The 4247-nt window shown below is 42.3% G+C and carries 3 protein-coding genes and 3 pseudogenes; 4 read left to right on the top strand and 2 right to left on the bottom strand.

Annotation, left to right across the window (positions count from 1 at the left end; genetic code table 11):
• The 3 genes and pseudogenes from FTV08_RS15870 to FTV08_RS15860 form a co-directional block, all read left to right on the top strand.
• Positions 1-779, top strand: a 779-nt coding sequence (locus tag FTV08_RS15870) for a DUF4105 domain-containing protein (RefSeq protein WP_180087650.1), incomplete at its 5' end; no start/stop codon positions are given.
• A 102-nt stretch (positions 780-881) separates the two neighbouring features.
• Positions 882-1343: an META domain-containing protein gene (locus FTV08_RS15865; RefSeq protein WP_033917524.1), complete on the top strand. Its 462-nt coding sequence runs from the start codon at positions 882-884 to the stop codon at positions 1341-1343.
• A gap of 110 nt (positions 1344-1453) precedes the next feature.
• Positions 1454-1564 (top strand): annotated as a pseudogene (locus FTV08_RS15860) (peptide-methionine (S)-S-oxide reductase); the annotation flags it as partial.
• Here FTV08_RS15860 and FTV08_RS15855 read toward each other — a convergent pair.
• Both FTV08_RS15855 and FTV08_RS15850 read right to left on the bottom strand, forming a co-directional pair.
• Positions 1562-2248, bottom strand: a pseudogene (locus tag FTV08_RS15855) (DNA cytosine methyltransferase); the annotation flags it as partial. The pseudogenes FTV08_RS15860 and FTV08_RS15855 overlap by 3 nt on opposite strands.
• A gap of 105 nt (positions 2249-2353) precedes the next feature.
• On the bottom strand, positions 2354-3367 hold the full coding sequence (locus FTV08_RS15850) for a DNA cytosine methyltransferase (protein ID WP_042893681.1): 1014 nt from the start codon (positions 3365-3367) through the stop codon (positions 2354-2356).
• A gap of 82 nt (positions 3368-3449) precedes the next feature.
• On the opposite strand from FTV08_RS15850, the pseudogene FTV08_RS15845 reads away from it, so the two are divergent.
• Positions 3450-4247, top strand: a pseudogene (locus FTV08_RS15845) (IS3-like element ISAba14 family transposase); the annotation flags it as partial.

Raw genomic sequence — 4247 nt, 5'->3', positions numbered from 1 at the left:
ATTTCAGTCTGGAAGCGCGTCAGGATCGAGAGTGGAATCCTGAGGTTTCCCAGCTTCTGCATTATGAGCAGCAAGGCGATCAGGTTACCTTACACAATATCCGCAACTTTGACTGGCAGGCCGATGGTCGCTATATCGAACGCTGGGAAAGCCGCAGTTTTGATCTGAATCAGATTACTGGCGTGAACATCATTACTTCCTACTGGATGGGGCCTAAAATTGCCCATACCCTGGTCAGCTTCGATTTTGCCAATCAAAAGCCACTCACCTTCTCGATTGAAATCCGCAAGGAAAAGAATGAAGAGTTTTCAGCGATTGGTGGCTTTTTCCGAAAATATGAACTGAGTCTGGTCGCATCGGATGAAAAGGATATTGTCTATACCCGTAGCAATGTCCGTGGTGAACAGGTCTATTTTTTCCCAGTCAAAATGCCGCAAGCTCAGGCTAAAGCGCTATTCAAGGAATATCTGCGTCAGGCCGATGAGCTGGCCCAAAAGCCAAAATGGTACAATACCCTGACCAGTAATTGCACCACACTAGTCTTTGATATGGTTCAGGCGATATCGCAACAACAGCTACCCTCAGATTACCGGTTGCTGGCCTCCGGCTATTTACCGAATTATCTCTATGATCTTAAAGTACTAGAACAGTCTTGGGATATGCACACTTGGTATCAACGGGCACATGTCAATCCACGGGTAGAACGCACCGCTAATCTCTCCAGTCAGGACTATTCACGCCTGATCCGGCAGGGCCTACCAAAACCCGACATGCGATAACTGTGTAGCAAATCCACTTCAATAAAGATACAAAATCAACTGGAACCTTGATCATTTTTTTGTTTATATACAAATAGCTAGTCAATGATCAGAGTATCTCTCATGCTAAAAAAATTAACTGCAATCGCGATTTTAGGCTCGGTTCTAACGGTCATGGGCTGCGAAACTGTGCCCAATACAGCCACGACACAAACCGCGAATCATTTACAACTTTTGCAAAATCGTACTTGGATTGCGACCCAGATTGGTAATACTGAAATCAAGACTGCGCCAACCGCACGCAATGTTCCGAGTCTGCAATTTGATGCCAGTACCCAGCGCGTTTCAGGTTCAGATAGCTGTAACCGGATTATGGGCAGCTACACAGCAGCAAAAGATACGCTGACCCTGAGTCAAATGGCTACTACCCGTATGGCTTGCATGAACAACGATCAGCTTGATCAGAAATTTAATGAAGCTTTAGCTAAAGTGACGCATTATCAGGTATTTGCTAAAACCTTAAAATTACTGGATCGCCATGGAAATCTCTTGATCCAGCTGGAAAGTGCTGTTCAGCCGCGTTAATACTTCCCTACAAAAAGCCTGTATGGACAGGCTTTTTTATCTTTCATACTGATGAGCTGGAATTTAACCATCAGCCCGATTGAGTTATTTAATTGAATGAGGAATCAACCATGCAACAGGCACTTTTCGGTGGGGGATGCTTTTGGTGTACTGAAGCCGTATTTTTACAGATTCAGGGAGTTCAGCAAGTCGTCAGCGGTTACGCAGGTGGGCACACAACTTAAACATTCATAATTAAGGTCCACACATTGAGCAGCTGTCTTCCATGGTTGTTTTTTCGTTTTTTGAGGTGCAAAAAAGTCAAATTCAGCATGTGTGGGTTCTGGCCAGACGATCGGTAAATTGTCACGCCGAGCAATTAAGAAAAATCTATTTCTCAATGTCGGTGCACCATAGTCGCATGCTCGTAGTTCACGATATTCGACCGTGTACCCTTGGTACCTGAGCGCATTCACGAAACAGTTAAACGTTCGCCCTTTCCGCTTTAAAATCGGTTTACCGTTCTTATCCAAATCACCCCATTCAACAAACTCAACCACGTTTTCAAGCATGATGATTCGTGGTCGAACTGTTGCAGCCCACCTTAAAGCAATCCAAGCTAAACCGCGGATCTTCTTGTTTAACGGCTTGCCACCTTTCGCACGGCTATGATGTTTACAGTCTGGACTAAGCCAAACCAAGCCAACAGGTTGATTGCCCGTAATCTTTACAGGGTTAACATCCCAAACACTCTCGCAGTAGTGCTTTGTTTTTGGATGATTGATGCGATGCATGGCCAAGGCTTTCGGATCATGATTAATTGCAATATCAATCGGTCTACCGAACGCACGTTCTAAACCAGTTGATGTACCGCCACCGCCAGCAAAGTTATCAACGATTAATTCATGTGGAAGCAAGTTATACATAGAAATTCCCTCTTACAAATGCCCCTTTATGGCTTAGATCTCTTAATTCATGCGGTACATCTTCTGGAGACAGATACCTATAAGCATGAATAACCTTGCTCAGATTCATACAGCCACCCCCATGCTTTCAACGGCACTTTCTAATGTTTGATGTGCTGAATAATCATCACAGTCGTAATAATCGTCATCGATCAAATTAGAGATGTCGTAGTCACTCAAACCGCTATTTAAACAGCGACTCAAAAGCTCAGGATCTAAACGATCATACTTGTTGCAAATCGTCATTAACGAATTGCTATGTGCGTTGTTTGCCGTGAAAAATGAGTATGCAAAACCTTCAGGCGTTACGCTTCTAGCATTCTTAGTCGCAATACTATTGCCACCGTATAGGCGGTGCATTTTAGAGCCCTCAACAGGTTCAACAGGTGCAATTGGTAGGTCGGCATTGAAACGGCCCCACAATAATGTTTTCTTTGTGTATGTATCACCAAAATGAAACGGATCAAACGACAGACGCCACGGCGACAACCCGGTTAAGCTCGCAATACGCCCTACTGGATTCTCAATTGCCCAAATATTCGGTTTAAAAAATTCAATTGTTCTTAAAGTTTGGTACACCAGCTCAATACTGCTTAACGTGCGACCATCAGCATCTTTGGCAGTAAAATGTCTTGCACCAGAAACAGCAAAGTCTGTACATGGGCATGCAGCTAAAATCGCATGAACGTCCAAACCATCAAAGCATGCAAAAAGCTCGTTAAAGAATTCCACGCTGAAGTTATTAATATCGCCAAAATAAGGATCTGCCTGTATATCAAACCGAAATACTTGATAGCCAGCATCAACCCATGGTTGTGACCATGTGCCAGACAAATCAAAAAGAGAAAGGACAATTTTTTGGTTGTTTTGGTTGCGGATCGTTGGATCTAGATATTGGTTAAACGCAACGTTTTTCCATTGTTCTAAACGTTCTAATGCGGAAGATCTGGACATCCAGCCATTAGCTTCAACATATGCTTGTGATTTCTTATTTAAGCGAACAACTTCATTCTTATGCGGTGCATCAAAGATGTTTGAAATCTTAAACTCAGCATCAATAAAACTACTTCTTGCATCCAATAAAAGAGAGATGGATCCGGAAATTTGAACAACTCCTATAAGTGATACTCTGCTCCTCAAATGATGTTATAAACATCAATATATGGAGTATTTTATGGCACGTAGACCAAGAAGAAATCATTCAAACGACTTTAAGGCTAAGGTAGCACTTGCTGCGATCAAAGCAGAAAAAACACTTGCTGAATTGAGTTCTGAGTTTGATGTTCATCAAAACCAAATTATTGACTGGAAAAATCAATTGATCTCAGCTTCCTCACAAGCTTTCGATCAATCAAAAGCTCCATCAGAACCTCCCATTGATCTTAAAAAGTTACATGCAAAAATCGGTGAGCAGGCATTAGAAATTGATTTTTTAGAAGGTGTGTTGAAGAAACTGGGCCGCTTCAACCACAAAAGTTAATCGATCACTCACTTCAGATTTCAGTATCTAAACAAGCTAAGTTACTGAAAGTCTCTCGTGGTTGTTATTATTATCGCCCAAAACCTGTTAGCTCATCAGATCTGAAGCTGATGCGATGTATTGATGAATTACATATGCAATATCCTTTTGCAGGCAGTCGTATGATGCGTGATTTGTTGAATCGTCAAGGGCATCATATAGGACGACGTCATACACGTACTTTAATGAAGAAAATGGGTATTCAGGCGTTATATTGCAAACCAAATTTAAGCCAGGCTAATCAAGCTCACCGTAAATATCCATATCTGCTCAAAGGATTGGCTATTCAGCGCAGTAATCAAGTGTGGTCTACTGATATAACGTATATCCCTATGGCAAAAGGCTTTGTTTATTTATGTGCTGTGATTGATTGGCATAGCCGCAAGGTACTTGCGCATAGGGTATCGATTAGTATGGAGGTGGATTTTTGTATTTCGGTTT

The sequence above is a fragment of the Acinetobacter sp. YH12226 genome, assembly GCF_013417805.1.
Lineage (GTDB): Bacteria > Pseudomonadota > Gammaproteobacteria > Pseudomonadales > Moraxellaceae > Acinetobacter.
The sequence above is the reverse complement of the archived record's forward strand: the minus strand, read 5'-3'. Positions and strand labels throughout refer to the sequence as shown.

Coding starts and splice junctions, on each gene's coding strand:
- FTV08_RS15865 (WP_033917524.1), top strand. CDS start 882: ATGCTAAAAAAATTAACTGCAATCGCGATTTTAGGCTCGGTTCTAACG.